The 26,782-nt window shown below is 72.2% G+C and carries 27 protein-coding genes; 14 read left to right on the top strand and 13 right to left on the bottom strand.

What is annotated here, in order from left to right; translation table 11 throughout:
* Positions 1-89: 89 nt before the first annotated feature.
* From AC3EUV_RS02720 to AC3EUV_RS02730, 3 genes are all read right to left on the bottom strand, one after another.
* On the bottom strand, positions 90-1,118 hold the full coding sequence (locus AC3EUV_RS02720) for a methyltransferase (RefSeq protein ID WP_435602057.1): 1,029 nt from the start codon (positions 1,116-1,118) through the stop codon (positions 90-92).
* Between the two features lie 7 nt (positions 1,119-1,125).
* Complete coding sequence (locus tag AC3EUV_RS02725) at positions 1,126-2,229, bottom strand: right-handed parallel beta-helix repeat-containing protein (RefSeq protein ID WP_432142573.1); 1,104 nt, start codon at positions 2,227-2,229, stop codon at positions 1,126-1,128.
* Positions 2,230-2,719: 490 nt separating this feature from the next.
* Positions 2,720-3,520 (bottom strand): TetR/AcrR family transcriptional regulator, encoded by an 801-nt coding sequence (locus AC3EUV_RS02730; protein ID WP_435602059.1) that lies wholly within the window; start codon positions 3,518-3,520, stop codon positions 2,720-2,722.
* Between the two features lie 78 nt (positions 3,521-3,598).
* On the opposite strand from AC3EUV_RS02730, the gene AC3EUV_RS02735 reads away from it, so the two are divergent.
* The 4 genes from AC3EUV_RS02735 to AC3EUV_RS02750 all read left to right on the top strand — a co-directional run bounded on the left by AC3EUV_RS02735 (position 3,599) and on the right by AC3EUV_RS02750 (position 7,898).
* Complete coding sequence (locus AC3EUV_RS02735; protein ID WP_435602060.1) at positions 3,599-5,908, top strand: ATP-binding cassette domain-containing protein; 2,310 nt, start codon at positions 3,599-3,601, stop codon at positions 5,906-5,908.
* Between the two features lie 117 nt (positions 5,909-6,025).
* Entirely contained in the window at positions 6,026-6,520 is a 495-nt protein-coding gene (locus tag AC3EUV_RS02740) for a siderophore-interacting protein (protein WP_435602061.1), read from the top strand.
* A gap of 506 nt (positions 6,521-7,026) precedes the next feature.
* Positions 7,027-7,425: an ArsR/SmtB family transcription factor gene (locus AC3EUV_RS02745; protein WP_432142576.1), complete on the top strand. Its 399-nt coding sequence runs from the start codon at positions 7,027-7,029 to the stop codon at positions 7,423-7,425.
* A gap of 77 nt (positions 7,426-7,502) precedes the next feature.
* Positions 7,503-7,898, top strand: a complete 396-nt coding sequence (locus AC3EUV_RS02750) for a DUF6126 family protein (RefSeq protein WP_432142577.1) — start codon at positions 7,503-7,505, stop codon at positions 7,896-7,898.
* On the opposite strand, the gene AC3EUV_RS02755 is transcribed toward AC3EUV_RS02750, so the two are convergent.
* Positions 7,867-8,667 (bottom strand): CDP-alcohol phosphatidyltransferase family protein, encoded by an 801-nt coding sequence (locus AC3EUV_RS02755; RefSeq protein ID WP_432142723.1) that lies wholly within the window; start codon positions 8,665-8,667, stop codon positions 7,867-7,869. The two genes, AC3EUV_RS02750 and AC3EUV_RS02755, sit on opposite strands and share 32 nt — an antisense overlap.
* Positions 8,668-8,776: 109 nt before the next feature.
* On the opposite strand from AC3EUV_RS02755, the gene AC3EUV_RS02760 reads away from it, so the two are divergent.
* From AC3EUV_RS02760 to AC3EUV_RS02780, 5 genes are all read left to right on the top strand, one after another.
* Positions 8,777-9,763 carry a zinc-dependent alcohol dehydrogenase gene (locus AC3EUV_RS02760; RefSeq protein WP_432142578.1) on the top strand — a complete coding sequence of 329 codons (987 nt, stop codon included), beginning with the start codon at positions 8,777-8,779 and terminating at the stop codon, positions 9,761-9,763.
* A 76-nt stretch (positions 9,764-9,839) separates the two neighbouring features.
* Positions 9,840-10,238: a 6-pyruvoyl trahydropterin synthase family protein gene (locus AC3EUV_RS02765; RefSeq protein WP_432142579.1), complete on the top strand. Its 399-nt coding sequence runs from the start codon at positions 9,840-9,842 to the stop codon at positions 10,236-10,238.
* Complete coding sequence (locus tag AC3EUV_RS02770) at positions 10,235-11,353, top strand: glycosyltransferase family 4 protein (RefSeq protein ID WP_435602062.1); 1,119 nt, start codon at positions 10,235-10,237, stop codon at positions 11,351-11,353. Before AC3EUV_RS02765 ends, AC3EUV_RS02770 begins: the two co-directional genes overlap by 4 nt.
* Positions 11,350-12,225 carry a class I SAM-dependent methyltransferase gene (locus AC3EUV_RS02775; RefSeq protein ID WP_432142581.1) on the top strand — a complete coding sequence of 292 codons (876 nt, stop codon included), beginning with the start codon at positions 11,350-11,352 and terminating at the stop codon, positions 12,223-12,225. The genes AC3EUV_RS02770 and AC3EUV_RS02775 overlap by 4 nt, the downstream gene beginning before the upstream one ends.
* On the top strand, positions 12,225-13,355 hold the full coding sequence (locus AC3EUV_RS02780) for a lysylphosphatidylglycerol synthase transmembrane domain-containing protein (protein ID WP_432142582.1): 1,131 nt from the start codon (positions 12,225-12,227) through the stop codon (positions 13,353-13,355). Before AC3EUV_RS02775 ends, AC3EUV_RS02780 begins: the two co-directional genes overlap by 1 nt.
* A gap of 43 nt (positions 13,356-13,398) precedes the next feature.
* On the opposite strand, the gene AC3EUV_RS02785 is transcribed toward AC3EUV_RS02780, so the two are convergent.
* Together AC3EUV_RS02785 and AC3EUV_RS02790 are read right to left on the bottom strand one after the other, a co-directional pair.
* Positions 13,399-14,262: a RibD family protein gene (locus AC3EUV_RS02785; RefSeq protein ID WP_435602063.1), complete on the bottom strand. Its 864-nt coding sequence runs from the start codon at positions 14,260-14,262 to the stop codon at positions 13,399-13,401.
* Positions 14,255-15,010, bottom strand: a complete 756-nt coding sequence (locus AC3EUV_RS02790) for a creatininase family protein (RefSeq protein ID WP_432142584.1) — start codon at positions 15,008-15,010, stop codon at positions 14,255-14,257. Before AC3EUV_RS02790 ends, AC3EUV_RS02785 begins: the two co-directional genes overlap by 8 nt.
* 140 nt (positions 15,011-15,150) lie before the next feature.
* On the opposite strand from AC3EUV_RS02790, the gene ribA reads away from it, so the two are divergent.
* Positions 15,151-15,831: a GTP cyclohydrolase II gene (gene ribA, locus AC3EUV_RS02795; protein ID WP_432142724.1), complete on the top strand. Its 681-nt coding sequence runs from the start codon at positions 15,151-15,153 to the stop codon at positions 15,829-15,831.
* Positions 15,832-15,937: 106 nt separating this feature from the next.
* On the opposite strand, the gene AC3EUV_RS02800 is transcribed toward ribA, so the two are convergent.
* Positions 15,938-16,687 (bottom strand): CbtA family protein, encoded by a 750-nt coding sequence (locus AC3EUV_RS02800; protein WP_435602064.1) that lies wholly within the window; start codon positions 16,685-16,687, stop codon positions 15,938-15,940.
* Positions 16,688-16,702: 15 nt separating this feature from the next.
* Positions 16,703-16,921, bottom strand: a complete 219-nt coding sequence (locus tag AC3EUV_RS02805) for a CbtB domain-containing protein (RefSeq protein WP_387237977.1) — start codon at positions 16,919-16,921, stop codon at positions 16,703-16,705.
* A 308-nt stretch (positions 16,922-17,229) separates the two neighbouring features.
* On the opposite strand from AC3EUV_RS02805, the gene AC3EUV_RS02810 reads away from it, so the two are divergent.
* Entirely contained in the window at positions 17,230-17,802 is a 573-nt protein-coding gene (locus tag AC3EUV_RS02810; RefSeq protein ID WP_435602065.1) for a histidine phosphatase family protein, read from the top strand.
* Positions 17,803-17,938: 136 nt separating this feature from the next.
* Positions 17,939-18,379 carry an SPW repeat protein gene (locus AC3EUV_RS02815; RefSeq protein WP_435602066.1) on the top strand — a complete coding sequence of 147 codons (441 nt, stop codon included), beginning with the start codon at positions 17,939-17,941 and terminating at the stop codon, positions 18,377-18,379.
* 139 nt (positions 18,380-18,518) lie between these two features.
* Here AC3EUV_RS02815 and AC3EUV_RS02820 read toward each other — a convergent pair whose 3' ends face one another.
* Positions 18,519-18,839: a hypothetical protein gene (locus tag AC3EUV_RS02820; protein WP_432142588.1), complete on the bottom strand. Its 321-nt coding sequence runs from the start codon at positions 18,837-18,839 to the stop codon at positions 18,519-18,521.
* 320 nt (positions 18,840-19,159) lie between these two features.
* Between AC3EUV_RS02820 and AC3EUV_RS02825 the strand changes: the two genes are divergently transcribed.
* Together AC3EUV_RS02825 and AC3EUV_RS02830 are read left to right on the top strand one after the other, a co-directional pair.
* A complete protein-coding gene (locus AC3EUV_RS02825) occupies positions 19,160-20,986 on the top strand; it encodes an alkyl/aryl-sulfatase (RefSeq protein WP_435602068.1) in 1,827 nt (608 codons plus the stop codon).
* Positions 20,987-21,084: 98 nt separating this feature from the next.
* The gene (locus AC3EUV_RS02830) at positions 21,085-23,118 is read left to right on the top strand and encodes an ATP-binding protein (RefSeq protein WP_435602069.1); all 2,034 of its coding nucleotides are present in this window, start codon (positions 21,085-21,087) and stop codon (positions 23,116-23,118) included.
* Between the two features lie 18 nt (positions 23,119-23,136).
* Here AC3EUV_RS02830 and AC3EUV_RS02835 read toward each other — a convergent pair whose 3' ends face one another.
* The 4 genes from AC3EUV_RS02835 to AC3EUV_RS02850 are packed head-to-tail and all read right to left on the bottom strand — an operon-like array spanning position 23,137 to position 26,778.
* A complete protein-coding gene (locus AC3EUV_RS02835; RefSeq protein ID WP_435602070.1) occupies positions 23,137-24,177 on the bottom strand; it encodes a serine hydrolase domain-containing protein in 1,041 nt (346 codons plus the stop codon).
* Complete coding sequence (locus AC3EUV_RS02840) at positions 24,174-25,097, bottom strand: DUF6895 family protein (RefSeq protein ID WP_435602071.1); 924 nt, start codon at positions 25,095-25,097, stop codon at positions 24,174-24,176. The genes AC3EUV_RS02835 and AC3EUV_RS02840 overlap by 4 nt, the downstream gene beginning before the upstream one ends.
* 17 nt (positions 25,098-25,114) lie before the next feature.
* Entirely contained in the window at positions 25,115-26,080 is a 966-nt protein-coding gene (locus AC3EUV_RS02845) for a DUF6895 family protein (RefSeq protein ID WP_432142593.1), read from the bottom strand.
* Entirely contained in the window at positions 26,077-26,778 is a 702-nt protein-coding gene (locus AC3EUV_RS02850; protein WP_432142594.1) for a hypothetical protein, read from the bottom strand. The genes AC3EUV_RS02845 and AC3EUV_RS02850 overlap by 4 nt, the downstream gene beginning before the upstream one ends.
* Between the last annotated feature and the right edge of the window lie 4 nt (positions 26,779-26,782).

Consider the following 26,782-nt stretch of genomic DNA (forward strand, 5'->3'; position numbering starts at 1 on the left):
CCCCTCCCCCCCCGCTTCCCCGGACAGGGGCGAGGTCGCCCGGCGAGGAGCAGTCTCCTCACCGGGCGACCTGCCGTGCCCGGACCCGCTCACTCAGGGACGCTGCACTCGAAGGCGTGCAGATACGGGTTGACTACCAGGATCTCGCCGACCTTCAGGCCGGCCTCGGCCATCCGGCTGACCAGGCTCGCCTTGGTGTGCTTGGCGCCGCCGACATTGAGCAGCAGCAGCAGATCCATGGCGGTGGTGAACTTCATGGAGGGGCTGTCATCGACGAGATTCTCGATGATGACGACCCGGGCGCCGGGACGGGCGGCCCGGACGACGTTCCGCAGTGTTCTGCGGGTGCTCTCGTCGTCCCACTCCAGGATGTTCTTGATGATGTAGACATCGGCCTGGACCGGGATGTCCTCGCGGCAGTCGCCGGGCACGATCCGTACCCGCGGGGCCAGCGCGCCGCCGTCCGCCAGCCGCGGGTCCGGGTTCGCCACGACCTTGGGCAGATCGAGCAGCGTGCCTTCGAGCGTGGGGTGCTTCTCCAGCAGGCTGGCGAGGACATGGCCCTGGCCACCGCCGATGTCCGCCACCGAGGACGCCCCGGTCAGATCGAGCAGCCCCGCGATGTCCTGCGCCGACTGCTTGCTGGACGTGGTCATCGCCCGGTTGAAGACCTCGGCGGACTCCCGTGCGTCCTCGTGCAGGTAGTCGAAGAACCCCTTGCCGTACAGCTCGTCGAAGACGCTGCGGCCGGAGCGCACCGCGTCGTCCAGCCGCGGCCACGCCTCCCAGGTCCACGGCTCCGTGCACCACAGGGAGATGTAGCGCAGGCTGTTCGGGGTGTCCTCCCGCAGCAGCCGGGACATCTCCGTGTGGACGTACTTCCCGTCGTCGGTCTCGGCGAAGATCCCGTAGCAGGACAGCGTGCGCAGCAGCCGGTCCAGCGGCCGCGGCTCGGTCTGCACCGCGGCGGCCAGCTCCTCCGCCGTGGTGGGCTGTTCGCCGAGGGCATCGGCGACGCCGAGGCGCGCCGCCGCCCGTACGGCCGCCGCACAAGCGGCTCCGAAGATCAGCTCCCGGAGCCGCATGGCGGGTGGGGGAGTGGGACTTACGGTGGTCATTGCGCCTCTATTCTCCCGTTGCCGACGGGTTCAGCCCGTCCCGGTGCAGCCGTCGGCACAGCCCGGCCGGCTCCGAGGTCCGGCAGACGTTGCGGATGAACCGGTTGCCCTTGCCGGGGAGGTCCCGGTTGGCCAGGTCCACCGGCTTGTTGTGCAGCACGATGTTGTGGCTGATGACGTTGTGGTGGGTGAGCACCTTCACGAAGCTGTGGAAGAGCACGACACCACCGGAGAGCGGAGACTTGCCGTGGTGGTCCCGGATCACGTTGCGCCGTACGAGGACGTGCTCGGCACCGGTGAGGACGACGCCGGAGCCCTGGATGTCCGGCAGCCGGGTGTTGCCGCGGCAGAACTTGTTGTTCTTGTAGATGGAGTTGTTCCGTACCGTGAGCGCGCCGGCCTGGGGACGGGACTCGTCACCGACGACGAACACCCCACCGCAGTTCCTGGTGATGGTGTTGTAGCCGACCGTCAGGTTCCTGACCCGCCGGATCGTGACGCCGATCCGGTTTCCCGCGAGGTAGTTGTCGCTGATCACGGCGCCCCGGAGGTTGGCGCCGCCGGCCTCTTCCCTGGCCTTGTTCGCGAGGAAGATGCCCGCGTCGCCGTTGTCGATGGCGGAGTTGTCGCGGAACACGCCCCGGATGGACTTGTCCTGCGCGATGCCCCACACGCCGTTCTTCCGCGCGGTCACGTGGATCACCGAGAGCCGGTCGGTCCCGGAGGCCCAGATCCCGTTCTTCTTGAAGCCTCTGACGGTCAGCGAGCGGATCGTGACGTCCCGCAGCGGCCTGCCCTTTCCGATGACGCAGATGCCGTTGCCGTCCTTCCCGCAGGCGTTCGCGGCCCGTCTGCCCGACGGAGTGATCACCGTCTTGCGGCCCGCGCCGACCAGGCGCAGCCGTGACTTGTTGATCAGCACGCTCTCCCGGTAGATGCCGGGCCGGACGACGATGGTGTCGCCCGGTCTCGCCTTGTTCACCGCGCGCTGGATGGATTCGCCTGCGTGGACGACATGGCGTCCCGGCGCGTCGCACGGTGACGCGGCACCCAGGCCGCCGATCATCATCGCGGCGACGCAGCCCATGTATTTCATCTGTCGTAGCACCATGAGGCGAAGCTATGGGTGATCACTTCGGCTCGCCACATGTAGTGAGCCGATCATCACGGTGCGTGCAGCCGCCAGCTTTCGACACGCCGTCAGCTCCGTTGCCGGGCCTGCCGCCCGACTTGCCATCAGGGCCGGTCAGCGGGCTTTTCCGGGGTCCTGTCGGGGCTCCCGGGGGCGTCCGTGCGCGAGGGGTGATCGGCCGGCCCGGACTCAGCTGACCGGGTAGCGGACGGGGTGTCGGACGGCGTATCCGACGGTCCGTCGGGTCCGGTGTCGGGCCGGGCATCCGACGGGTCATCAGCCGTCCCGTCCGGCCACGCCTCCGTCAGGAAGGCCGCGAGGCTGGTCGGCAGAAACCACGGACGGGCGCGGAAAACGGTCACGGAAGACCAACGCGCCAAGCCCGGCCGACGACACCGGCCGGAGCGCAGCGAGCCCCCTTGATCACCCCAACGGCCGCGGGAAAGCGGGCCGCCAGGGTGGCGCGCCCTCAGCGGCCCTGCTGAATCGCCGCCTCGATGCCGTCCAGGATGACGGTGAGTCCGATGTCGAAGGTGCTTCTCGCCTCGCGTTCCATATAGGGGACCGAGTCGCCCGGGTCCGGGGCGGCACCCTCGGTCTCCAGCCGGACCAGCAGCGGAAAGCGCTCCGCGAAGTCGGGGACCATCTCGGTCAGCAGGCCGGAACGGGCCTGCCACCACTCCTCGTCGGACACCCCCGTCGAGGCCGCGGCCTGCCGCGACTCCGTCACGGTCTGCGCGGCGCCGCGGATGAAGTGGAACAGCGCCCCGACCACCCGCCGCAGCACCGCCGAGCTCAGCTCCGTCGCGTACAGCAGGCGGAGCAGCGTCTCCAGGGCGCGGTATTCGTTGGGGCCGAGCACCGGACGTGCCTGGGAGACCTGGAGCACCCAGGGGTGGCGGAGGTAGAACTCCCAGGTGTCCTCGGCCCAGGAGGTCACCGCGGCGCGCCAGCCCGGCGTCAGGTCGTAGTCGGTGGGCAGCTCGGCCAGGACCTGGTCGTACATCAGGTCCACCAGCTCGCTCTTGCCGGGGACGTAGGTGTAGAGCGCCATCGCGGTACGGCCCAGCCGCTCGCCGACCGCGCGCATGGACAGCGCCGCCATGCCGTCGGCGTCCGCGACCGCCACCCCGGCGTCGACGATCGCCGGCACGCTCAGCGCCGGTTTGGGCCCCGGCCACCGCCTAGTCCGCGCTCCGGCGGGGCCTTCCGCACGCCACAGCAGCGCCATCGAGCGACGGGCGTCGCCCTGGCCCGCGAAAACCACCACTTGCGACTCCTTACGGCATAAAGTAACGTCCCCGATCGAACTCTTTACGGCGTAAAGATATCAGAGGGGTGGCAGCGCATGGGGGACCGGCAGACCCGCCGACGGCCGGGCAACGGGGAAACATCCGCCGCGGACAGTCACGGCATGATCCAGGTCCGCGGCGCCAGGGAGAACAATCTCGCCGATATCTCGCTCGACATTCCCAAGCGCCGGCTCACCGTCTTCACGGGGGTATCTGGCTCGGGGAAGTCCTCCCTGGTTTTCGGCACCATCGCCGCCGAATCACAGCGGCTCATCAACGAGACCTATACGGCCTTCATCCAGTCCTTCATGCCGAGCCAGGGCCGGCCCGATGTCGACGCGCTGCGCAATCTGAGCGCGGCGATCGTCGTGGACCAGGAGCGGATGGGCGCCAACTCCCGCTCCACGGTCGGCACCGCGACCGATGCGCAGACCATGCTGCGGATCATCTTCAGCCGCCTCGGCACCCCGCACGCGGGTACCTCCACCGCCTTCAGCTTCAACAGCGCCGAGGGCATGTGCCAGGAATGCGAGGGGCTCGGCCGGGTCTCGGCGATCGACACCGGTGAGCTGCTGGACACCGAACTCTCCCTCAACGAGGGGGCGATCACCGCTCCCGGCTTCACCGTCGGCTCGTGGTACTGGCAGACCCTCGCCCACTCCGGCTTCTTCGACCCGGACGTCAAGCTCAAGGACTTCACCCCCGCCCAGTGGGACGACCTCCTCAACAAGCCCTCCACCAAGATCAAGGTGGGCACGTCCACCATCAGCTACGAGGGCCTGCTGGTACGGGTACAGCGCACCTACCTCGCCAAGGACCGGGCCGCCATGCAGCCGCACATCCGGGCCTTCGTCGACCGGGCGGTGACCTTCACCGACTGCGGTGCCTGCGGCGGGGCCCGCCTCAACCCCGCCGCCCTCGGCTCCCGGATCGCCGGCCGCAATATCGCCGAATGCGCTGCCCTCCAGATCAGCGACCTGGTCACCTTCGTCCGGGGCATCGACGACCCCGCCGTGGCCCCGCTGGTCGCCACCCTCTGCCACACCCTCGACTCGCTCGTCGAGATCGGCCTTGGCTATCTGAGCCTGGACCGGGAATCCGCCACGCTCTCCGGCGGTGAGGCCCAGCGGGTGAAGATGGTCCGTCACCTCGGCTCCAGCCTGACCGATGTCACCTATGTCTTCGACGAGCCCACCGTGGGCCTGCACCCGCATGACATCCAGCGGATGAACGATCTGCTGCTGCGGCTGCGCGACAAGGGCAACACGGTCCTGGTCGTCGAGCACAAGCCGGAGACGATCGCGATCGCCGACCATGTCGTCGACCTCGGCCCGGGAGCCGGCTCCGCCGGGGGCGAGATCTGCTTCACCGGCGACGTCGCCGCGCTCCGCGCCTCCGGCACCCTGACCGGGCGCCATCTCGACCACCGTGCCACGCTGCGCGCGTCGGCCCGGCGGCCCGTGGGGGAGCTGTCGATCAGCGGCGCGAACACCCACAACCTCAAGGACGTCAGCGTCGGCATCCCGCTCGGGGTGCTCACCGTTGTCACCGGCGTCGCGGGCTCGGGCAAGAGCTCGCTGATCCACGGGTCACTGCCCGGGCGGGACGGCGTGATCGTCGCCGACCAGTCCCCGATCCGGGGTTCCCGGCGGTCCAACCCGGCCACCTACACGGGGCTGCTCGGTCCGATCCGTACGGCGTTCGCCAAGGCCAATGGCGTCAAGGCCGCCCTGTTCAGCGCGAACTCCGAAGGGGCCTGCCCCACCTGCAAGGGCATCGGCCTGGTCTACACCGACCTCGCGATGATGGCGGGGGTGGCCTCGGTGTGCGAGGAGTGCGAGGGCAGGCGGTTCACCCCCAAGGTCCTCACCTACACCCTGCGCGGCAAGAACATCAGCGAGGTCCTCGCCATGTCGGTGGCCGAGGCCCGGGAGTTCTTCCCCACCGGGCAGGCCCGCACCGTCCTCGACCGCCTCGCCGAGGTGGGCCTGGGCTATCTCGGCCTGGGCCAGCCGCTCACCACCCTCTCCGGCGGCGAACGCCAGCGGCTCAAACTCGCCCTCCACATGGCGGAGCGGGGCGCCGTCTACGTCCTCGACGAGCCGACCACCGGACTGCATCTCGCCGATGTGGACCAGCTGCTGGGCCTGCTGGACCGGCTGGTCGACGACGGCAACACCGTCATCGTCATCGAGCACCACCAAGCCGTGATGGCGCACGCCGACTGGATCATCGACCTCGGCCCCGGCGCCGGCCAGGACGGCGGGCAGGTGATCTTCACCGGCACCCCCGCCGATCTCGTCGCCACCGGCGACTCGCTGACGGCCCGCCATCTGCGGAGCTACGTCACGACCCACACCGCATGAGACACCGCCCTTCCCCGCTGCCCATGGAGGATCCGATGACGGCCGTGCCCGTCGCGCTCATAGAGGTCACCCACGTCCGGCGGATCACCCCGCACATGGTCCGGATCACCTTCGCCGGTGCCGGCCTCGACGACTTCCCGACCTGGCCCGACCAGCAGCTCAAGCTGCTCTTCCGACCGGGCCGACTGGCTGCTGCTGGCCGGCGATGCGACCGCGCTGCCGGCCATCGGCTCCCTCGTCGAGGCGCTGCCGGCCGGCGCCCGCGCGCTGGCCTGCGTCGAGGTGGCCGGCCCGGCCGACGAGCAGTCCTTCACGACCCGGGCGGATCTCACCGTGCGGTGGGTGCACGCGGACGGACGCCAGGACGCCCTGCCGGCCGCCGTACGTGCCCTCACCTTCCCGCCCGGGCCGGTCTTCGCCTGGCTGGCCGGGGAGGCGGGCGCGGTCCGTGCGCTCCGGCGCCATCTGGTCGACGAGCGCGGTATCGACAAGGGCCGGATCGACTTCAGCGGCTACTGGCGCCGCACGCTCACCCAGGACGACGCCCCGACCCAGGACGATCTCGCCGAGGCACAGGAGCGCCTCGCGGCCGCCCCGTCCCCACAGGACTGAGGCGGATTCAGCCCGCGCGCTCCGCCCAGAAGCTCGCCAGGCGATAGGCGTCGGTGCAGTCGATGGTGAGGTGACGTACCAGTGAAGTCATGGGCGTCACTATGTGGTTGGGGGGTGTGGCTGTCCACCGGAATTGCCGTGGGCGGGGCACCGGCCGCGCCGGCCGCCGCGGGCCCGGCGTAGACGCACGTCAGCCAGGCCCACCCGACAACTGCGCGCGGTTGCCGCCGAGTTCGTCCGGGAAACGGCGGGCCGGGTGGTGCGCGGGCGGACGACGGCACAGCCCGGGCCGCCCCCGGACCGCGCCTGCCCCCGTTTTGTCCGCGACACCCATTCAAGTCGCCCGCCCCCGTCGTCTACAGTTGCAGAATTCCGCAATTCAACAGATGACGCGATGGCCGTGCGGCCTGAACGCGGAGGACATGCGTGGGCGGTTTCGCCGAATCGGCAGGGGAACGGGTGTGTGCGGCGTGGTCCGCGGCCGGTCCCGGGAGCGGGGCGCGGACATGAACGGTGCGTGGCTTCCGGTCTGTCAGGCCAAGGCCGATTTCTTCCGGATGCTGGGCCATCCGGTCCGTATCCGGGTGCTGGAACTGCTCCAGAGCGGACCGATGCCGGTGAGCGGTCTGCTCGCCGCGATCGGGGTGGAGCCGTCCGCGCTCTCCCAGCAGCTGGCGGTGCTGCGCCGCTCGGGCATGGTGACGGCCACCCGCAGCGGTTCCACCGTCGTCTACGAGCTGGCCGGCGGCGAGGTCACCGAGCTGCTGCGGGTTGCCCGCCGGACCCTCACCGAGGTGCTCGCCGGGCAGCATGCCCTGCTCACCGAACTCCGGCAGGCCGAGCCCGGCGCACGGCCGGCGGCCGCCGGGGCGCCGGCACCCGGAGCGGTGGGGGCGGTCTCGTGATCCGCTCGCCGCGCTCGATGGACGCCGGCTGGACGCGCCCGGTCCGTATGAGCCCCACCGGAACAGGGTGATCGCGGATGTCCGGCGCACCACGGCGTAAGGGGCCGCCGCCCTGGCGGGCGGTCCGCTCCCGCACCTGCATACCCACCCCCTCCGGCCCGGGCACCGTACGGCCCTGCCGGGGGCGCCCGCCCGGCGGCGGCACGGTCCGTACGGCCCGCAACCACGGCCGGGCCTGCCCGGAGGGCGCCGCCCGCCCGCACACCTCGGCGCGCTGTGGCGTCCGGCGGCCCCGGGCGACCGCGATCCGCCCCGGGACCCAGCTGGCGCGACTGCCCGGCGCGGTCCTGTTCACCCACCGGGCTCCCCGGCGCAGCCTGTGGCGACGGGTGTTCCTCTACTTCGTCGTCAGCCATCTGCTGCTGGTCTTCCTGGCGCTCGTCATCTATCTGGGCCGGCACGCCGGGACATAGCGGGCAGGCCGTCCTCGGCCCGGTCCCGGCCACCCGTCGCGGCCGGGCCGCCGGTCAGCCCCCGGACCCGCCACAGCCAGCCGACATCACGCCCGAAGGACCACACCAGCAGCGCCAGCGCCCCGCTCACCGCGAGCGCCGCCGCGGCGTGCGGCAGCACCCCGGCACCGGCCACCACCAGCACGATGCCTTGCAGCGCCGCCACGGTCTTGCGGGCCATGCTGTGCGGCAGCGCGCCGCTCAGCCACGGCCAGACCCAGGACGCCGCGACGAAGACGTACCGCATCAGGCCGATGCACAGCACCCACGGGCCCAGCGGCACCACGAGATACACACAGAGCACCAGGATGAGGAAGGCGTCGACCTCCATGTCGAAGCGCGCCCCCAGCGGCGTCACGGTGCCGGTGCGCCGGGCCACCTGACCGTCCACGGCGTCCAGGACCAGCGCCACGGTGGCGAGCGCGACCAGCACCGCGACCGGCGTCGGCCGCTGGAAGGAGTCCGCGACCAGCGCGGTCACCCCGCCGACCAGGATCGTGCGGGCCAGGGTGACGCGGTTGGCCATGCCGAACGAGGGGGTCCACGACCGGCGCAGCGCGACGGTGAGCACCACCCAGGTGGCCACGGCGAACACGCAGCCCGTCAGCCACCCCACGGTGCTCAGACCGACCACCCGGCGGAGCGCTTCCAGCATGAGCAGCTGCACTCCCGTGCCCGCCGTAATGTCCGGTCCGAACGGCCTTGTGTCGTAACGCTCTTGTACGGCCACCATGCCTCCCGGGATGTGTGGCGGAGTCGAGAGGTGCCGCGTATGGTGACGGCGTTCTCATGATCCCCAGCATCGACGAATCATCGCCGGAGCGTCCAGGAGGATTCCGATGCCGCGCGTCGCTTGTGCGTTTTGGCTAAACGCTCCAGGTCACGGAGAAATCCGGACAGTACCGTTGCCGGACCGGGGCCCGGATGAGGTTTTGGTGCGCACACTCTGTTCCGGAGTGAGCCGCGGAACGGAGACCCTGGTCTTCCGCGGCGGCGTCCCCGTGAGCCAGCATTCCGTGATGCGGGCGCCCTTCCAGGAAGGCGATTTCCCCGCTCCCCTCAAATACGGCTACCTCAATGTCGGCGTCGTCGAGGAAGGGCCGTCCGCCCTGCTGGGCCGCACGGTCTTCTGCCTCTACCCGCACCAGACGCACTATGTCGTCCCGGCGAGCGCGGTCACTCCGGTACCCGACTCGGTGCCCGCCCCGCGGGCCGTACTGGCGGGCACGGTCGAGACCGCGGTGAACGCCCTGTGGGACGCCGCGCCGCTGGTCGGCGACCGGATCGCGGTGATCGGTGCGGGCATGGTGGGCTGCGGTGTCGCCGCGGTCCTCGCCCGCTACCCCGCGGTCCGGGTACAGCTGGTGGACGCCGACCCCGCGCGGGCCGCGACCGCCAAGGCCCTGGGCGTGGACTTCGCCCTGCCGCAGGACGCCCTGGGCGACTGTGACCTCGTCGTGCACGCCAGCGCCACCGAGGAGGGGCTGGCGCGCTCGCTCGAACTGCTCGCCCCGGAAGGCACCGTCATCGAGCTGAGCTGGTACGGAGACCGGCAGGTCAGCCTGCCGCTGGGGGAGGCCTTCCACTCCCGTCGGCTGGTCGTCCGCAGCAGTCAGGTGGGCGCGGTCTCCCCGGCCCGCCGCGCCCGCCGTACCTTCGCCGACCGGCTCGCGCTCGCCCTGGACCTGCTCGCCGACCCCGCCTTCGACGCGCTGATCACCGGCGAGTCCGCCTTCGAGGAGCTGCCGGAGGTCCTGCCCCGGCTCGTCTCCGGCGAGCTGCCGGCGCTGTGCCACCGCATCCGCTACGCGCCGGCGGACGGCTGACCGCCCCGCGAAACCGCCCTGAATTCGTCCCCGGCGACCCCGCCACTGAGACCGACATCACACCGGAGGAACGGCCTTGTTCAGCATCACCGTCCGCGATCACCTGATGGTCGCCCACAGCTTCCGTGGCGCGGTCTTCGGCCCCGCGCAGCGTCTGCACGGCGCGACCTTCATCGTGGACGCGACCTTCCGCCGTCCGGAGCTCGACGCCGACAACATCGTCGTGGACATCGGCCTGGCCACCCAGGAGCTCGGCGCCGTGATCGGGGAGCTGAACTACCGCAACCTCGACGACGAGCCCGCCTTCGCCGGCATCAACACCTCGACGGAGGCCCTGGCCAAGGTCATCGCCGACCGGCTCGCCGACCGCATCGAGGCGGGCCACCTCGGCGAGGGCGCCCGTGAGCTGGCCGGGATATCGGTCACCTTGCACGAGTCACACATCGCCTGGGCGACGTACGAGCGCACTCTGTGACCCGCACCGGCGCCACCCCGGCGGAGCGGGTGGTGCACTTCGTCCTGCCCGGTGATATCGACGACCCGGCGGCGCCCAGTGGCGGCAACACCTACGACCGCCGGGTGTGCCGCGACCTCCCGGCCGCGGGCTGGCAGGTATGCCCGTACGCGCTGCCCGGCAGCTGGCCGCGCCCCGACGCCAGCGCCTGCGCGGAGCTGGCGCAGCGGCTGGCGGCGCTGCCGGACGGTGCCGTGGTCCTCCTCGACGGCCTGGTCGCCTGCGGCGTCCCCGAAGTCCTCGCCCCCGAGGCGGAACGGCTGCGTCTCGTCGTCCTGGTGCATCTCCCGCTGGGCGACGAGACCGGCCTCGACCCCGCCCTGGCCGCGGAGCTGGACGCCCGCGAACACCGCACCCTGCACGCCGCCGCTGCCGTCGTGGCCACCAGCGACTGGGCCGCCCGCCGGCTCGTCACCCACCACGGACTGCCGCCCGAGCGGGTCCACGCCGTCCGGCCCGGCGCCGACCCGGCGCCCCTCGCACCCGGCACCGACGGCGCCACCGGGCTGCTGTGCGTCGCCGCGGTCACCCCGCGCAAGGGACAGCACCGCCTGATCGACGCGCTGGCGACGGTCAAAGACCTGCCGTGGAGCTGCGCATGTGTCGGCGGGCTCGGCCGCGACCCCGGGTACGTCGCCCAACTCCGCGGCGCGGTGGCCGGGTTCGGCCTCGACGACCGGATCACCTTCACCGGGCCCCGCGCGGGCGCGGACCTGGAGGCGAGCTATGCCGCCGCCGACCTGCTGGTACTCACCTCGTACGCCGAGACCTATGGCATGGTCGTCACCGAGGCGCTGGCCCGCGGGATCCCGGTGCTCGCGACGGCGGTGGACGGCGTACCCGAAGCGGTCGGGCAGGCCCCCGACGGCAGGGTGCCCGGCCTGCTCGTACCGCCCGGCCGGCCCGAGGCGCTCGCCGAGGCACTGCGCGGCTGGCTCGGCGATCCACAACTGCGTGACGGGGTCAGAAGTTCGGCGCGCGCCCGGCGTGCCATGCTGGAGAGGTGGGAGATGACGTCGCACAGTCTGGCCGGAGTGCTGGAACGGGTTCGGCACAAGCCCCGGAGCACGCGATGAGCGCGCCCGAGAGACCCCGATTCGCCCCGCGGTGGCTGGAGTTGCGGGAGCGCGCCGACGCCGCGGCCCGGGCCCCCGAGCTGCTGCGCCCGCTGCTGGCATGGCTCGAAGCGCAGCCCGACCCCGAGGGCCCGCCCGGTGACCCCCGCGGCCTGGTGATCCGTGATCTCGGCTGTGGCATCGGCTCCATGGGGCGCTGGCTCGGCGTCCGGCTGCCCGGCCCGCAGCAGTGGGTCCTGCACGACCTGGACCCCGCGCTGCTCGCCCTCGCCGGGGCGCGGATGCCGGTAACGGCCGCCGATGGCACGCCCGTTGCCGCCACGACCGCGCGCGGTGACCTGGCCGCCCTCACCGCCGACGACCTCGCCGGCACCTCGCTGGTCACCGCCTCCGCACTGCTGGATCTGCTCACCCACGACGAGGTGGAAGACCTCGCCGAGGCCTGTATGGGCGCGGGCAGCCCGGCGCTGCTGGCCCTCTCCGTCGCCGGACGGGTCGAGCTGACCCCGGCCGACCCGTTCGACGCCGAGATCGCCGACGCCTTCAACGACCATCAGCGCCGTACGGACCAGGGCCGCGCACTGCTCGGGCCGGACGCGATCGCGGCCGCGGTCGCGGCCTTCGAGCGGCGCGGGGCGACGGTGCTGGTGCAGTCCAGCCCGTGGCGGCTCGGCTGTGCCGAATCCGCGCTGACCGCCGAATGGCTGCGCGGCTGGGTCGGGGCCGCGCACGCCCAGCGGCCGGAGCTGGCGCCCGAGGCCGTCGCCTACCTCCGTCGCCGGCTGGAGGAGTGCGCGGCGGGGGAGCTGACCGTCGCGGTGCACCACACCGATCTGCTGGCACTGCCCCGGCAGCGGTCCGGGAGCGTGTGATGACGCGGTCCCGCTGGGCGGCATGGCTCAGGATGCTCGCGGGACTGGGCATCCTGGTGGCGCTGGTGTGGCATCTGGGCTCGCAGGCATTCCTGGACGGGCTGCGCCGGATCGACGCCGCCACCCTGCTGGCCGCGCTCGCCATCGGCGTGCTGACCACGGTGTTCAGTGCCTGGCGCTGGTGTCTGGTGGCCCGCGGCCTCGGCCTGCGGCTGCCGCTCGGCCGGGCCGTCGCCGACTACTACCGGGCGCTGTTCCTGAACGCGGCGCTGCCCGGCGGCGTGCTGGGCGATGTGCACCGCGCCGTGGACCACGGCCGCACCTCCGGCAACCTCGGCCGGGGCGTCCGCGCGGTGGCCCTGGAACGGACCGCCGGCCAGGTGGTGCTGCTCGTCACCGGGGCGGTGGTGCTGCTCGTCCGGCCGTCGCCGGTCCTGGCACCGGTCGCCCGCTTCCTCGCCTCACCCGCCGTGGCGCTGGCCGTCGCCGCGGTGGGCCTGCTGGTGGTGGCGGTCGCCGTCCGGCTGCGCCGCCGCCGGGGTGCCTCCCGCGGGGAACGCGCCCTACGCACCGTAGTGACCGAAGCCCGCCAGGGCCTGCTGGCCCGCGGCGTCTGGCCCGGGGTCGCGCTGTCGTCGGTGGCGGTCCTGGCGGGCTACCTCGGGATGTTCGTCCTGGCCGCCCGGGTCGCGGGCGTCACCGCCCCGACCGCCGAGCTGGTGCCGCTGGTGGTGCTGGCGCTGCTCGCGATGGCACTGCCGTTGAACGTCGGCGGCTGGGGCCCCCGGGAAGGCGTCGCCGCCTGGGCCTTCGGCGCCGCCGGACTGGGTGCGACGCAGGGACTCACCACCGCCGTGATCTATGGCGTCCTCGCCTTCGTCGCGAGCCTCCCCGGGGCCGCGGTGCTGCTGGGACCCGCCCTGCGCCGCGCCGCTCCGCTCCCCGCGGAGCAGCCGGCGCCCTCCGGTGCGGTGCCCCGCCCGGCGGACGGGCACCCCCGCACCGGGAGTACGGGGATGGTCCGCCAGCGCGGCGCGGAGGTCCCGTCGGCGGTGGGCGGCGGAGCGCGGTACCAGGCGCAGACGCACGCAGAGCGGAGAGAGACGCCCTGGTCCGCCGGTCCGTCCTGACCGTCCTGACGACCGGCGGTGACGCTCGACTACGGGACAGTCCTCAGTCCGCCGGTCCGTCCGCCGGTCCGTCCGCCGGTCCGTCCAAGGGCCCGCCGGCCGGCCGCAGGTCGAATTCGAAGAGGGTGTCCTCGCCGAGCAGGGCGCGCCGCAGCGGCGGGCGCAGCGCCTCCCGCATCACCGGCGTCCCGGGGAAACGGAGGCCGGGGATGCCGTCGCCGAGCAGGACCGGGGCGACGGTGACATACAGCCGGTGCAGCGCCCGTTCCTGAAGAAACCGAGACACGGTGACCCCGCCGCCCTCGATCAGCACCCGGCCCAGCCCGCGCCGCGCCAGCGCCGCCATCAGACGCTCCGGGGCGAACGCGGCCGCATCCGGCAGCACCAGGACCTCGACCCCGGCGCCCGGATCCGTGGGGGCGGCATCCGGTCCCACCACCCACAGGGTCGGCGCCGCGCCGTCCGTGAACACGCCGCGGCTCCGCGGCACCCGGCCCCGCGGATCGAGCACCACCCGTACCGGGTTGTCGCCCGCACAGGCGCGTACGGTCAGCCGCGGATCGTCCGCCACAGCGGTGCCGGCCCCGACGAGCACCGCATCGGACAGCGCGCGCAGCCGGTGCAGATGGCAGCGGTCCTCCGGGCCGGTGACGAAGTCGGCATCGCCGGTACGGGTCGCGATGAAGCCGTCCAGGCTCTGCCCGAGCTGGGCGAACGCGACCTGTGGGCCGGCCAGGCAGAGCGGCAGATAGCGGCCGGCGAGCTCCGCCGCCTCGGGGGTGGCGGGCCGCCCCCAGCGCAGCCCGCCGTCTCCGTCCGGCACCATTCCGGCGGCCATCGCCTCGTCCGTGGTACGGATACGCCGCAGCAGGTCCCAGGCGGCCGACACGTCGAGCGGCTCAGGCATCGGCTGCCGCCCGGTCGCCGAACAGCGCGGCGTATTCACCGAATGCCTCGGTGAGCCCGGCCAGCAATTCCCGCCCCTTGTGGGCGGATGCCAGCGACGGCCGCCCGATGACGCCGGATTCGGTATAGGCCGACATGCCGAGCGTCAGCAGCTGCTTCCGGTCATCGGCGACGCAATCCGCCGATTTATAGCCTTCCTTGACCAATTCGGGATGGGCATACAGCAGAATGGACGTCTCGACCTCTCCCGCATGCATATCGGTGTGCGACGGTGTCTCCACCCCGGCCCGGGTGCGCGCCGCGTCCCAGTCGGCCGAGCCCGGGAAGAGTGCCATCCGCACCCCGCGCCCGGCGGATTCCTGAACGACATTGCGCAGGACGTAATTTCCGCCGTGCCCGTTGATGAGAATCAGGGTGTCGATACCGGACCGGTGCAGCGAATCGGCGATGTCCGTGACGACCGCGTGCAGGGTGCGGGCGGAAATGCTGACGGTCCCCGGCCAGTCGGCGTGCTCGTGGGAACAGGACACTGTCAGCGGTGGCAGCACCTGGATGGGACGGCCGGCGGCGACCTCCCGGGCGATGGTGCAGGCGATGACGGTATCGGTGGTCAACGGCAGGAAGGCGCCGTGCTGTTCGAAGCTGCCGATGGGCAGCACGGCCATCGCCGGCCGCCGAGCCCGGACGTCCTCCGTGGTGTCCGCCGGCAGCGGGCCGGTAGCCGGAGTCGGGTGTCCCGAAGCGGTCATGGGATGCTGCGGCCTTTCGTCGCCGACTCGCGGAGTCGTGGTTGTCACGGCATCGTTTGTCACGGCGTCGCAGCATACTTGTTGTCATGGTGAGTGAGTTCTGCCGATCATTTACCCGCGCGGGTACGATCGCGCCCATGATGGACCCCGAGGACTCCGCCGGCCCCGACCTCCGTGTCGCAATCGATGATGCCTTCGGCCAAAGGCCGGGCGTGGAACAGGTGGTGACGGTCAGGCTGCCCACGACCTACGGTGAATTTCTCGCCGTGGGCTATCTGGACCGCCGTAGCGGTATCGAGCAAGTGGCCCTGGTCCACGGCGATGTCGCGGGGGAGTCGGTGCTGACCCGGGTGCATTCGGAATGCCTGACCGGTGATGCCTTCGCGTCCACCCACTGTGAATGCGGCGACCAATTGTCCGAGGCGCTGCGCGCGATCGTGGCGGCAGGCCGCGGCATTCTGGTCTATCTCCAGGGCCATGAGGGCCGCGGTATCGGGCTGCTGGGCAAGCTTCGCGCGATGAAGCTCCAGGAGGGCGGGCTGGACACCGTCGAGGCGAATATCGCGCTCGGGCTGCCGGTCGATGCCCGTGACTACGGCGCCGCGGCGGAGATCCTCCAGGATCTCGGCGTCCGGTCCGTACGGCTGCTGTCGAACAATCCGCGGAAGCGCGAGGCCCTGCTGCGGCACGGGATCCCGGTCGACGAACAGGTCCCGCTCCTGATGCCGCCCCGTGCGGAGAACATCCGCTACCTCCGCGCCAAACGGGAGCGCCTCGACCATGATCTGCCGCATCTTGACAACGTCACTGGTCTGTCCTGAGACCGGCACGCGGCCGGACAGCGGTCCTACCCCGCCCGCCACGCGCCGAGGGAGGGCCCGCGACGCGAAGTCGCGGACCCTCCCCCGGTGGTTGCGGCCGGCCGGATCAGGAGACGGCGGCTGCCGCCTCGGCCGCGGGGGCCTCCTGCCGGGCCGGCAGGACGCGCTCCGCGAGGTGGCCGAAGAGCAGCCCGAAGGCGGTCCACAGCACCAGTTGGATGGCGAGCGCCGACAGCCGGAACTGCCAGAGCAGCGTGCCGGGGAAGCCCTCGGGGACATTGTCGTAGGCCGGCAGGAACGCATAGGCGAGGCCGCTGGCGACCACGAACGCGGCACCGGCCGCGACCGTGGCGTTCCAGTTGCCCAGCTTCGGAGCCAGCCGCCGGCCGAGGAGCGTGGCGGCGACGGCCAGCAGGATGCCGAGCAGCATCATCAGGAAGAACAGGGCGGTACGGGTGCCGATCGTGTCGGGGTCACCGACGGCGGGCGGGTTGGCCGGGTACTTCAGGAACGGGACGAGGTACACGGCCACCAGGGCCGCGCCGGAGAGCAGCGCCGCCGTGGTGCGGGCGCCGAACCGGCCGATCCGCCCCAGCGCGAAGCAGAAGACCAGTGCGGCGATTCCGCCGAGTGCCACCCCGTAGACCAGTACGCCGGTCGCCAGCCCCGCCGTGGACTGCACACCGCGGCTGACGACCTCCATCCCGTGTTCGTGGCTGTGTGCGTCCTCGAACGCGATGGCGGCATCCACCTTCGGTTCGCCCAGCAGGTAGGCGACGACGAGGGCCAGGACACCGGCGGCCAGACCGGCGAGCATCCCGCGCACCAGAAGGGATCTGATGGTGACGGAGTTCATGGGAGCGGGGTCCGATCAGTGGCAGGGGAAGCCGAGAAGGTGGCGCCCGTCGTGGACCCACTCGTGGACCTCCGTGCCCGAGAGCAGCGAAGTGGCGCCCTGCTCGGCGCCGATGAAGTACAGCAGAACCAGCATCAGGACGCCGAAGAACAGCGCCCACGGAGCGATGGCCTTGAGGGGGATCGGAGCCGGGGTGACGGCGCCGGCGGCCGGGGGTGCGATGGTCTGAGCCATGGCAGGACCTCCTGTGCGGGGGAACTCGCGTCCCTGATCGTTGGAGTGCGTAACGACATGCCGGGTCTGGCTCGCCCGGTCCCGGCCCTGGGGGGCTGGTAAATAACCGGACATACAGTGGCGCGACCGCGCCGGGATCCCACCGGCTTCCGTCATGTCGTCGTCAATATCATCGGGAAGGTACCGCGAACCGACCCCCCGGCCAAGACCACGGAGGGGGCGGAGAGGCGCAGGGCAGGGCGCGTCGTCCGGGCAACTCCCTTGAGCGGGCGAGGCGTTGCCGCCCGTACGGAGCGAGAGAAGAGGACATGACAACTCGGGTGATGTTGGTCTCACCGGCCGCCGGCGAGGCGCAGCGCGAAGTGCGTTTCGACGACGACGCTCCGCTGAGCGAGGCCGGGTTGCGCCGCGTCCGGGCCGCCGCCGGAGCGCTGCCGGCCGCCGACCGGGCCTTTGCCTCGCCCTCCGTCCGGTGCCGCCGCACGGCCGAGGAGCTCGGGCTGTCGGTGCTGCCCGCGGGGGAGCTGGCCGGCTGCGGGATGGGCGGCTGGCGCGGGCGGACCCTGGCCGAGGTGGCCGACGCCGAGCCGGTCGCGGTGTCGGCCTGGCTCTCGGACCCGGACTTCACCGGGCACGGCGGGGAGTCGCTGCGGCAGCTGTGCGACCGGATCGCGGGCTGGCTGGCGCGGATGGCGCTGGATGCGGGCCGAGTGCTGGCCGTCGTCGAGCCGGATGTGGTGCGCGCGGCGGCGGTGTGCGCCCTGCGGGGCACTCCGGACGCGTTCTGGCGGCTCGATGTGCCGCCGCTGACCGTGACCGAGCTGAGCGGCCGCGGCGGGCGCTGGAATCTGGGGCTGGGGCGGGAGCTGGGTCGCAGGTGACGGCGCCGGCACGGCACAACTTTAAAATTCACCTGGTTCTCCATCTACACATAAAGGCGACATAAGCGCAGAATAAAGATGCGTGGTCGGATGCCACGTGGAACGGCCGGACTTGCGAACGAAGGAGGCGAGTCGCATGGCCGACGTCTCACACCACAGGGGAGATCTCGCAGGTCACCCCGACGCTTCTGAGATGCAGGCACGGTATGAGCGAGTGCTCGGCGGGCGGGATGTCGTACTCGTCGACGGCCCGGTGCTCCTGGTCGGCCTGTATTGCGCCGTGTCACCGTGGATTCTCCACTTCTTCGCCTCGCAGCAGGCGCTGATGGTGCACAACCTCATCCTCGGTGTCGCGATCGCCCTGATGGCGGTCGGGTTCACCGTGGCCCCTGACCGGATGTACGGCCTGAGCGGCGCGATGTGCGCGATCGGCGTGTGGATGATCATCTCGCCGTGGATCGTCGGCAGCTCTCCGGACGCCGGCGTGATCTGGAACAACGTCGTCATCGGCGCCCTGACCTTCCTGCTCGGTGCCATGTGTGTCGCCGCGGCGTCGAAGAGCCGCCGCGCCACCTGACCACGCCCCCACAGGGGGGCGTGAAAAAGCCGCCGGCCGCTGGCCTCCCATGAGGCACGTGCCCGGCGGCTCACTTGTAGGGGGCGTGGGTGCGGCGTACGGCATGCAGACCGGTCCGGCGCTTGGGCCCGGCGCGCCCTTATCGGTGCCGGTCGCGGCCGTACGCGGAGCGCTGTCCCAGCAGCCCGGCCAGCACCAGCCCGCCGGCGAGGAGCAGACCGTGGGCCAGCACGACACCGGCGGCCAGGATGACCGCCGCGGCGGCCGGTGCCAGCCAGGCGAAGCGGTGGTGCGGACGGGGGCGGGCCGGCCCGCGTAAGGCCGGACGGTGGCGGCGGGCGGCGCCGAACAGCTCGGTGAGCTCGCCGAAGGCGCGGTCGTCATGTGGGGACAGGGGTGTCCCTCCTCTTCGGTCGTACGGGCGGCCGCGCCGTGGAGGCAGGGCGAAGGGCCGGGGCACCGCTCCGGTGAGCGCGCGACGTCAGGGCTGCCTGACCGAGGCGTCAAGGGCGCAGTGCCGCCTGCGTTGTTGTGCCCTCTGGCGCCCTGCCCGTAACGCCGTTGAGCGGAGCGGCCGGTGACGGCGGGCGGGCCGCGGGCGAACGGGCGGCGGAGCGTGCAGCCCGGCCCGCTTCCGTGCCGTCGGGGTCGCGCCGGAGGAACGCGGCTGCGGCGTGCCCGGCAGGCCGCCGCACGCATGCGGCAACCCGGCACATTGGGTTAAATCGGTGGCATGGGTCTTCCGACTGTGGGCCCGCCGCCCCGGAGAGGTAGCGCCCCGTGACCGATGTACCCGTGGATGACCACGAAGACTTCGCCGACGCCGACCGTGGCTTCATCGCCGCGCTCGATCCGCCCCAGGTCACCGCGGACGACGGCCGGGTGATCTGGGACGCCGAGGGCTATGCCTTCCTGGCCGGGAACTGCCCCGACACCGCGCATGAGGGCCTGTGGCGGCAGGGCCGGCTGGTGAGCCGGCAGGGCCTGTACGAGGTCACCGACGGTATCTACCAGGCGCGTGGTCTGGACCTCTCCCATATGACGCTGGTCGAAGGCGACCACGGCGTCATCGTCATCGACCCGCTGCTCTCCATCGAGACCGCCGCCGCGGCCCTGGAGCTCTACCGCAAATACCGCGGCGACCGGCCCGTCACCGGCCTGATCTACACCCACTCGCACGGCGCCCACTTCGGCGGCGGCCGCGGCGTGCTGCCGCCCGGCCACCACCCCGTGCCGGTGCTCGCACCGGTCGGCTTCCTGGAGCACGCGGTCAGCGAGGGCGTCTACGCCCGTACGGCGATGACCCGGCGCGCCGTCTACATGTACGGCTCGGAGCTGCCCAAGGGGCCGGACGGCCAGATCGGCTGCGGCCTGGGCGCCGCCCGCTCCACCGGCACCATGACCCTCATCCCGCCGACCGTCGACATCACCCGCACCGGCCAGGAGGAGATCGTCGACGGCGTCCGCCTCGTCTTCCAGCTCACCCCGGGCACCGAGGCACCCGCGGAGATGAACTTCTGCTTCCCGGCCCACCAGGCCCTCTGCCTGGCCGAGAACGTCACTCACACCATGCACAGCATCCTGACGCTGCGCGGCGGTGCCGTCCGCGACGCCCGGTCCTGGTCCCACCACCTGGGCGAGGCGCTGGCCCTGTTCGGCGACGAGGTCGAGGTTGCCTTCGCCTCCCACCACTGGCCGACCTGGGGCAAGGACCGCGTCAAGACGCTGCTGGCCGACCAGCGTGATCTGTACGCCTATCTGCACGACCAGACGGTCCGGCTGCTCAACGAGGGGCTCTCCGGCGCCGAGATCGCCGAGGAGCTGCGGCTGCCGCCGGGCCTGGAGCAGACCTGGGCGCACCACGGCTACTACGGTTCGCTCAGCGACAACGTCAAGGCCGTCTACCAGCGCTACCTGGGCTGGTTCGACGGCAACCCCGCCCATCTGTGGGAGCATCCGCCGGCCGAACAGGCCCGGCGTTACGTGGACACCATGGGCGGCGTCGAGGCCACGGTGGACGCGGGCAAGCGCTATGCCGCCGACGGCGATCTGCGGTTCGCCGCCACCCTCCTCAACCACGCCGTCTTCGCCGCCCCGAAGAACCTCCGCGCCCGCCGCGAACTGGCCCTCGTCTACGAACGGCTGGGCTACGGCTGCGAGAACGGCCCCTGGCGCAACTTCTACCTCACCGGCGCCATGGAACTGCGCGGCAGCCTCGCCGAGGCCGCGCCGGACACCGTCCACCCCGACCTCGCGATGGCACTGCCCGTGGACCACCTCATCGACTCGCTCGCCATCCGTATCGACGGCCCCCGGGCCTGGTCCACCACCCTCGCCCTCGACCTCTACCTCCCCGACGAGGACCGCACCTGGCAGCTGACGCTCTCCCACGGGGCCCTCACCTACGTCAGTGCGCCCGGTGTCCCCACCCCGTCCGAGGAACGCACCCCGGATCTCACCCTCACCCTCACCAAGCCCCAGCTGCTCGGTCTGCTCAGCGGCGAGGGGCCGGGAGAGGCCGCACAAGACGGCGAGACGGGGGCACTGCACCAGTTCCTGGGCCTGCTCAGCACGCCGCACCCCACCTTCCCCGTCGTCACCCCCTGACGGAGAACGCGCCGTCCGGCCGGCCGCCGTCAACCTCGCGCCCCGGTCCGCTGCCACCACCGCACCGCGGGACGCCGCGGCTGGGGCAAACTGGGCCGGTGGCGAGCAACATTCCCGAGGAGTCGACCAGCTTCGTCGGCCGGCAGGCCGAACTGCGGCGGATCGACGACGAGTTGACGGAGCACCGGCTGATCACGCTGACCGGCCCCGGTGGCGTGGGCAAGACCCGGATCGCGATGCGGGCCGCGCGTGCGGCCGCGGCCCGGTTTCCCGACGGGGTCTGCTGGGCCGATCTGTGGCCCTTGCAGGGGGACGGGCTGCTGGTGGCCAGCGTCTGCGATGCCGTCGGCCTGGCCGACCACACGGACCGGACACCGGTGGCCGCGCTGTGCGAATGGCTCGCCGACAAGCGGCTGCTGCTGGTGCTGGACTCCTGCGAACACCTCGTCGACGCCTGCCGTGACCTGCTCGGGGATCTGCTGACCGCCGCCCCCGCCGTGACCGTGCTGGTCACCAGCCGACAGCCGCTGGACATCGTCGGCGAGTGGACCACCGAGATCGGCCCGCTGCCGTACACCGGCGACAACGACGCGCTGGCCCTCTTCACCCAACGGGCCGGCACCGCGGCCCCCGGACTGCGGCTCACCACCCCGCTGCATGCCCAGGCCGCAGCCGTCATCTGCCGCCGCCTCGAAGGCATCCCACTGGCCCTGGAACTGGCCGGCGCCCAGCTGGCGCACAGCTCCGTCGAGCACATCGCCGAGCGGCTCACCTCCCGCTTCGACACCCTCGACCCCGCCGACGGCCCCGTACGGCTGCCGCGGCACCGGACGCTGCGCTGCGCCATCGGCTGGAGCCATGAGCTGTGCGCACCGCTGGAACGGCTGCTGTGGGCCCGGCTGTCCGTCTTCCGGGGGACCTTCGACGAGGAATCCGCCGGTGCCGTGTGCGCCGGGGGACCGCTCACCGGGCCAGGAGTACGCAGCACCCTGGCCGCCCTGGCCGCCAAGTCGGTGCTCACCCGCGAGGGCACGCGCTTCCGCATGCTCGACACCCTGCGCGAGTACGGCCGGATGTGGCTGGCCGAACTGGGCGAGGTGACCGCCCTCGCCGACCGGCACGCCGCGCACTTCGCCGACTTCGGCCGCCGCGCCGAGCTGGGCTGGCTGGGCCCCGAACAGGTCAGCTGGTACCGCCGGGTCGCCGACGCCCATGTCGATCTGTGCACCGCACTGGACCACCTCCTGGTCACCGACCCGGAACGCGCCCAGCAGCTCAGCGCCTCGATCGGCCTCTTCTGGAGCTGCTGCGGCCATCTGCACGAGGCCCGCGAATACGTGGCCCGGGCCCTGGCCGCCCGGCCGGAGCCGAGCCCGGCCCGCACCCGGGCGCTGTGGGCGCTCGGCGTCGCCGTACTGCTCCAGGGCGATCTGGCGCTGGCCGACGCCCTGGGCCTGGAGTGCGCCCGTGCGGCGCAGGCGTCCGACGACGCGGAGGCGGTACTGGCGGCCGGCTACCTCATCGGCCTCACTCATCTGATCGCCGGCCGCCCGATGTCCGCGCACACCGTCGCGGAACAGGTGCTGGGCCCGCCGCCCTACGACCCGTTCGAATCTCCCGGGCGGCTGCGCTGCCAGCTCGTACAGATCTTCGCGCTCACCGGACTGGGTGAGCTCTCCCGGGCCCGTGTCGAGGCGACCGCACTGCGGCGCGGCTGTGTGGAGCGCGGCGAATACTGGACCCGCTCCTACACCGACTACCAGCTCTCGCTGATCTCGCTGCTCCAGGGCCGCCCCGAGGAATCCGCGGAGCACGCCCGCGCGATGCTCTCCGCCAAGCAGGGCATCGGCGACAAATTCGGGATCGCGCTCGGTCTGGATCTGCTCGCGGCCGCGGTCGCGGCCCAGGGCGATGGTGCGACGGCCGCCCGCGTCTACGGAAGCGGCCAGGCCATCTGGCGCACCGTCGGGCATCCGCAGCGCGGCACCCCGGAGCTGCGCGCGGTCCGCGAGGAGTGCGAGCAGCGGGCCCGCGCGGCGATCGGCGACGCGGCCTACGCGGAGCTCTTCCACCGGGCCAGCGAGGAACGCCCGGGGACCTCGCTCGCCCGGATTCTGGCGGGTGACCTCTGACCGGCGGCGTTCCCCGCTTCAGGGCGCGGGGTCGGCGGCCAGCGCGTACAGCAGCTCGTAGGCGGTGGTGATCATGTGGCAGCTACGGCCGCGGCGGGTGGCCAGCGCGACCAGACCGGTCCGCGACGCCGGGTGGTACCCCAGGAACGCCTGCTGGCCGAAGGTCGCCCCGACATGGAAGAACAGCGGGCCGCGCGCGGCCGGGTGCTGATACCAGGTCAGGGTATGGGTGTCGCGCTTGCGCAGGCCCCGGCGCAGCAGCGGCACCTGCACCTCGCGCAGCGGCCCGGCCAGCGGGGTGTCGTCGGGGGAGAGGTGCGCTTCGAGGTAGCTGAGCAGATCGCCGGGGGTGGCCCGGACCGAGCCGGCGGCCATGAACGCTCCCATGTCGGCGCTGCGCACCGGCGTCACCCCGTTCGTCCGGTGGCCGATGGCGTCGGTGCCGGTGGTGCCGGGGCCCAGGGTCGTGTCCTTGAGTTCGAGCGGTTTCAGCACCCGGTCGGTGAGCAGGGCGGGGTAGCCGGCGCCCGCGGCACGGGACATCGCCGGGCCGAGCAGCGCCAGCCCGAAGTTGGAGTAACGCCAGCGGGTGCCCGGCCGGTGCCGTGTCCGGGTCCGGGCGAAGGTGTGCAGCAGCCGCTCCGTGTCGTAGCGGGCATAGCCGTTGGCGTACGGGTGCACCAGCGCCCCGGCGATCAGATCGGCGGGGATGCGCGGCAGTCCGGAGGTGTGGGTGGCCAGATGCCGCAGGGTGATCCGGCGGGAGTTCGGATGCGGCAGCGGCAGCTCCGGCAGATGCATGGCGAGCGGATCGTCCAGGGACAGCACACCGGACCGGGCCAGATCGGCGAGCAGCAGCACGGTGAAGGTCTTGGACAGCGACCCCAGCTCGTAGCGCAGGGCGTGCCGGGGGGTGGGCGGTGCCATGGCCGAACCGCCGGTCATCACGGTCCGCCGGCCGCGCCGGGTGACGGCCACCACGATGTCCGGGGCGTCGATCAGGGTGACCGCGTCCGCGAGACGGTCGGCGAGCCCGGCTCCGGGGCGCTCGGGGCTCATCCGACGGCGGACAGGGCCCGGGACGTGGCCATCGCGGAGGCGAACGCGGCGACCAGAGTGGGGTGGTGGACCAGGTCGAAGACCCGTGCCGCGTCGCCTTGCGGCATCCGGCGCTGGATGGGCATCGCGCCCGTGGCGGACTGCGCGGCGGCGTAGCGCTCCCACAGCTCCGCGTCCAGGGTGGGCCGCGGCAGACAGGCGTCGACGACCAGGAGTTCACCGAGCAGATCCCAGTGTTCGAGGTCCGCCCAGTCCTCCATCCAGGCGGGCAGATACCGCGTCAGATAGTCGGCGATGGCCGGCGGGATGTGCTCGGGGGCCTCGCCCCAGTTGGTGAGGTGGAAGACGGTGTGGGTGAGGTCGTAGGCGATGTGCAGCTGCACCGTCCACGGCTCCGGCAGCTGCCCCAGCCAGGTGCGCGCCACCGCCTGGTCGAAGTCGCTGCTGGGCGGCAGGCCCAGCTTGCGTTCCGCGTTGAGCACACCGAGCCGCCGGTTGGGCATCATCTCCAGCGCCGTCCAGGTGGTGGTGCGCCGGCACACCTCCAGCGCGGACTCCAGCCCCGGATGACGGTGGCCCAGTTCGTGGAAGGTCGCATAGACCTCCAGGGGCACCGGGGAGAGCGGCTCGTCGTGCTGGAGCCGGGCCAGGACGTTGCCGCCGTCCAGCAGTTCCCGCCAGGTGAAGTCCAGCAGCTTCCCGGCCCGCTCCTTCTGCCGGGAGCCGGCCACGCCCTCCCGGAACAGCACCTGCATATTGAGTGCCAGCTCCCCGATGGGCTTGAGCCGCTCGACGACCGCGCCGTTGCTGGCGAAGTCCTCAGGGGTCAGCCGGAAGTGCTCACGGTGGTCGTCGAGCCAGGTCAGGGCCCGGTCGCCGACGCGGTGCAGCAGGGCGGGGGATGCGGCCGTCACGGTCACGGGGCAGTCTCGCTTTCTCAGGGGGTCCGCCCGCCCGCCGTCGCCGCGTTCCCGGCCGGGGGACCGGCCTCGGCCTCGTCGGAGGCGATACGCGCGAGGGTGGCGGCGAACGCGGTCACCAGGGTGGAGTGGTAGCAGGCCGTGAACGCCTCGGCCCGGTCGCCCGTCGACGGTGCGGCACCCAGCTCGGGCACGCTCCCGTCGGCCGCCTGTGCGCCGGCCAGCCGCTGCCAGGCCGCCGCATCGTAGGGGGCCGCGGGCAGACAGGCCGTCACGGCCAGCAACTCACCGACCAGGTCCCACAGTTGTTCCGCCAGCCAGTTCTCCAGCCAGGCGGGGACCCACAGCCGCAGATAGTCGGCGAGTTCGGGGGACAGCCGCTGCCGGTTGCGCCCCCAGTCGGTGAGGTGGAAGACGTCATGGGTGATGCCGTACGCCGCCTTGCGGTCCAGCGCCCAGGGCTCCGGCAGCCGGCCGAGGCCGGTCAGGGCGAGCACGGCACCGAAGTCGGCGTGCTGGCGCAGCCCGATCCGCCGCTCCGCGTTGAGCACGCCGAGCGTGCGGGTGTGGTCCTCGCGGGCCACCCGCCAGCCGCGCAGCCGCGTCATGGTCTCCGTCAGCGCATCTGCGTCGGCATGGCGCAGCCCGGCCTGGGCGAAGACGCCGTAGAGCTCCACCGGATAGGTCGCGAACGGCTCACCGCGGATCAGCTCGGCGAACAGCTCACCGTCGCGGGTCTCGTTCCAGGCGAACGCGAAGAGACCGCGGGCCGTCTGCCGGACGTCGTCCCGCGGGTGCAGCACTCCGATCAGCTGAGTGAGTTCGGCCAGCTCACCCAGGGGTTTGAGGGTCAGATTCGGATCGGCGTCCGTGGTCACGTTCGAGGGCAGGCGGAAGAACGGGCGTGCCTCGTCCAGCCACCCCAGGCTGTCGCGGACCATCCGGTCCAACAGCCCGGGGTCGCCGCCCCGGCCCCCGGTCACCAACCCCGTCCGTAGAAACGCTGGGCGGCCGCGACATGCAGCGCCACCCGGGGGTCACCGCCACCCATCTGGCGGACGAACGCCAGCCCGCTGTCGAGCCCCAGGCTCTGCGGGGCCTCGGGCAGCCGTGCCAGCCAGCGGCCCAGGCCGGCCGCCTGAAGCCAGTCCCGGCGGCGGACCGCCCGGACGAAGCCGCGGGCCAGATCGTCGGTACGGGTGGCCAGCTGCTCGGTGAGACCGGGCGCCAGCCCGGGCAGCGCGAGCGCGGCAACCTGGGACACCCGGTGCGAAAGCTTGGGCCAAGGATCATGGTCGACCCAGCCGGCGGCCGCCTCGGGCGGCGACGGCCAGTGCTGTGCGCTTCCGGGGAGAAACGCCTGCGAGGCCTCGACCAGGCCCCGGTAGCTCCACACCGAGACCTCCGAGGCATCCGCTCCCGGCGGATAGGCCGCCAGTGCCTGCCGGACCACCGCTTCGTCGTCCGCGCCGATGGGCGCGCCGAACTGGTCCATGGCGTACGGCGCGAGCGCGTCGGCGCCGAGCACCCGGATAGCGGCCGGAGTCAGCGCATCGCTCTGTCGCAGAATGCCGGACAACGCATAAGGGTCGCCCTCACCCCGCAGGGCGAGGGCGACCCCGGTTGCGGCATCGGCGATCACAGCGCTCAGCGGGACTGCTCCCTGCGTCTGTTCAGCCAACGCT

It is taken from the genome of Streptomyces sp. bgisy130 (assembly GCF_057708345.1).

What these genes read in the sequence shown, in the direction of transcription:
- AC3EUV_RS02720 (WP_435602057.1), bottom strand. Translation starts at nt 1,118, where the DNA reads ATGACCACCGTAAGTCCCACTCCCCCACCCGCCATGCGGCTCCGGGAG.
- AC3EUV_RS02725 (WP_432142573.1), bottom strand. Translation starts at nt 2,229, where the DNA reads ATGGTGCTACGACAGATGAAATACATGGGCTGCGTCGCCGCGATGATG.
- AC3EUV_RS02735 (WP_435602060.1), top strand. Translation starts at nt 3,599, where the DNA reads ATGGGGGACCGGCAGACCCGCCGACGGCCGGGCAACGGGGAAACATCC.
- AC3EUV_RS02745 (WP_432142576.1), top strand. Translation starts at nt 7,027, where the DNA reads ATGAACGGTGCGTGGCTTCCGGTCTGTCAGGCCAAGGCCGATTTCTTC.
- AC3EUV_RS02750 (WP_432142577.1), top strand. Translation starts at nt 7,503, where the DNA reads ATGTCCGGCGCACCACGGCGTAAGGGGCCGCCGCCCTGGCGGGCGGTC.
- AC3EUV_RS02760 (WP_432142578.1), top strand. Translation starts at nt 8,777, where the DNA reads ATGCCGCGCGTCGCTTGTGCGTTTTGGCTAAACGCTCCAGGTCACGGA.
- AC3EUV_RS02775 (WP_432142581.1), top strand. Translation starts at nt 11,350, where the DNA reads ATGAGCGCGCCCGAGAGACCCCGATTCGCCCCGCGGTGGCTGGAGTTG.
- AC3EUV_RS02780 (WP_432142582.1), top strand. Translation starts at nt 12,225, where the DNA reads ATGACGCGGTCCCGCTGGGCGGCATGGCTCAGGATGCTCGCGGGACTG.
- AC3EUV_RS02785 (WP_435602063.1), bottom strand. Translation starts at nt 14,262, where the DNA reads ATGCCTGAGCCGCTCGACGTGTCGGCCGCCTGGGACCTGCTGCGGCGT.
- AC3EUV_RS02790 (WP_432142584.1), bottom strand. Translation starts at nt 15,010, where the DNA reads ATGACCGCTTCGGGACACCCGACTCCGGCTACCGGCCCGCTGCCGGCG.
- ribA (WP_432142724.1), top strand. Translation starts at nt 15,151, where the DNA reads ATGGACCCCGAGGACTCCGCCGGCCCCGACCTCCGTGTCGCAATCGAT.
- AC3EUV_RS02800 (WP_435602064.1), bottom strand. Translation starts at nt 16,687, where the DNA reads ATGAACTCCGTCACCATCAGATCCCTTCTGGTGCGCGGGATGCTCGCC.
- AC3EUV_RS02805 (WP_387237977.1), bottom strand. Translation starts at nt 16,921, where the DNA reads ATGGCTCAGACCATCGCACCCCCGGCCGCCGGCGCCGTCACCCCGGCT.
- AC3EUV_RS02810 (WP_435602065.1), top strand. Translation starts at nt 17,230, where the DNA reads ATGACAACTCGGGTGATGTTGGTCTCACCGGCCGCCGGCGAGGCGCAG.
- AC3EUV_RS02815 (WP_435602066.1), top strand. Translation starts at nt 17,939, where the DNA reads ATGGCCGACGTCTCACACCACAGGGGAGATCTCGCAGGTCACCCCGAC.
- AC3EUV_RS02835 (WP_435602070.1), bottom strand. Translation starts at nt 24,177, where the DNA reads ATGAGCCCCGAGCGCCCCGGAGCCGGGCTCGCCGACCGTCTCGCGGAC.